This is a genomic window from Streptomyces sp. MP131-18 (assembly GCF_001984575.1).
In the GTDB taxonomy this organism is placed as follows: Bacteria; Actinomycetota; Actinomycetes; order Streptomycetales; family Streptomycetaceae; genus Streptomyces; species Streptomyces johnsoniae.
The window spans coordinates 941,351-943,197 of the sequence record NZ_LZNS01000001.1 but is presented as its reverse complement, the minus strand read 5'-3'; the positions used below and the strand labels follow the sequence as shown (position 1 = coordinate 943,197).

1 protein-coding gene and 1 pseudogene are annotated in these 1,847 nt (G+C 68.7%); both read left to right on the top strand.

Annotated elements, in window-relative coordinates:
* Positions 1-247 (top strand): annotated as a pseudogene (locus tag STBA_RS36245) (hypothetical protein); the annotation flags it as partial.
* A gap of 27 nt (positions 248-274) precedes the next feature.
* A partial coding sequence (locus tag STBA_RS03995; protein WP_171987631.1) for a beta-ketoacyl synthase N-terminal-like domain-containing protein occupies positions 275-1,847 on the top strand: 1,573 nt, incomplete at its 3' end.

The following is a 1,847-nucleotide window of genomic DNA, read 5'->3' as shown; positions in this document are numbered from 1 at the left end:
GGCGCCCGATGACGGCGACAGCAGAGCCGGTGTGCTCAACGAGATCGACCGGCTGGAAAAGTCCCTCATCTCGCTGGCTGCTGACGAGCAAGTGCACGACGAAGTGACACTCCGCTTGCGTTCCCTTCTGTCGCGCCTGGACGGAAAGAGCGAGCAGGCGGAACAAGAGGCAATTGCCGACGCGGTGCAATCAGCGTCGGATGATGAGCTGTTCGACCTTCTCGATGATCAACTCGAAACCCCCTGACGTGGTCCTGGACAAGGTGACACAAAGATGAGTAACGAACAGAAACTCCGTGACTACCTCAAGCGGGCCACCACGGATCTGCACAAGGCGCGCAAGCGGATTTCGGACATCGAGGAGCAGCTCCACGAGCCTGTGGCCATTGTGGGCATGGCCTGCCGCTATCCCGGTGGCGTGAGTTCCCCGGAGGATCTGTGGCAGCTGCTCGCTGATGGGCGCGACGCCATCTCGCCGTTCCCCACGGACCGTGGGTGGGACCTCGACGGGCTCTACGACCCGGACCCGGCCACCCCTGGGACCAGCTATGTCCGCGAAGGCGGCTTCATCTACGACGCCGATGAGTTCGACGCGGGGCTGTTCGGGATCTCGCCGCGTGAGGCGCTGGCGATGGACCCCCAGCAGCGGCTGCTGCTGGAAACGTCCTGGGAGGTCATCGAACGTGCCTCCATCAACCCGGCGTCCCTGAAAGGCACCGGTACTGGCGTGTTCGTCGGCGCCGGCTACGCCGGATACGGACGTGCGGGCAGCGAGCTTTCCGCAGAGGTCGAGGGGTACGCCCTGACCGGCCAGGCGTCCAGCGTGCTCTCCGGCCGGATTTCCTACACCCTCGGGCTTGAGGGTCCGGCCGTGACGGTGGACACGGCGTGCTCCTCCTCTCTGGTCGCCCTCCACCTCGCCGTCACTGCCCTGCGGTCCGGCGAGTGCTCGCTGGCCATTGCCGGCGGTGTCAACGTGATGCCGAGTCCGGAGATCTTCGTCGAGTTCAGCCGGCAGCGGGGGCTTGCTGCGGACGGACGGAGCAAGGCGTTCGCGGCCGGTGCGGATGGCACCGGCTGGGCGGAGGGTGTGGGGCTGCTGCTGGTGGAGCGGTTGTCGGATGCGCGGCGGAACGGGCATCGGGTGCTGGCGGTGGTGCGGGGTTCCGCGGTGAACCAGGACGGTGCGAGTAATGGTCTGACGGCGCCGAACGGTCCTTCGCAGCAGCGGGTGATCCGGCAGGCGCTGGCCAATGCCCGGCTGTCGGTGGGCGAGGTGGATGTGGTCGAGGCGCACGGTACGGGTACGTCGCTGGGTGACCCGATCGAGGCGCAGGCGCTGATCGCGACCTATGGCCAGGAGCGGGAGGCGGGGCGTCCGCTGTGGCTCGGCTCGGTGAAGTCCAACATCGGCCACACTGCCGCGGCGGCGGGTGTCGCGGGTGTGATCAAGATGGTGATGGCGATGCGGCACGGGGTGCTGCCGCAGACGCTGCACGTGGATACTCCCTCACCGCACATCGACTGGGAGTCCGGTGCTGTCGAACTGCTGACCGAGGCCAGGCCCTGGAACGGCGCCGACGCGCCGCTGCGCGCAGGCGTGTCGGCGTTCGGCGTCAGTGGGACGAACGCGCACGTGATCCTGGAGCAGGCGGAGCCCGCCGGGGAGCAGGCCGGTGCGGCCGAGCCGTCCGGTGCGGTCGAGGGCGCCGTGCCCTGGCTGCTCGCCGCCGCGGACGACGAGGCGTTGCGTGCTCAGGCGGCGCGGATGCGGGAGTTCGTCGAGGAGCGGCCGGAGCTGGACCTGGCCGAGGTGGGCTGGTCGCTCGCGTCGACGCGGGCGGGGC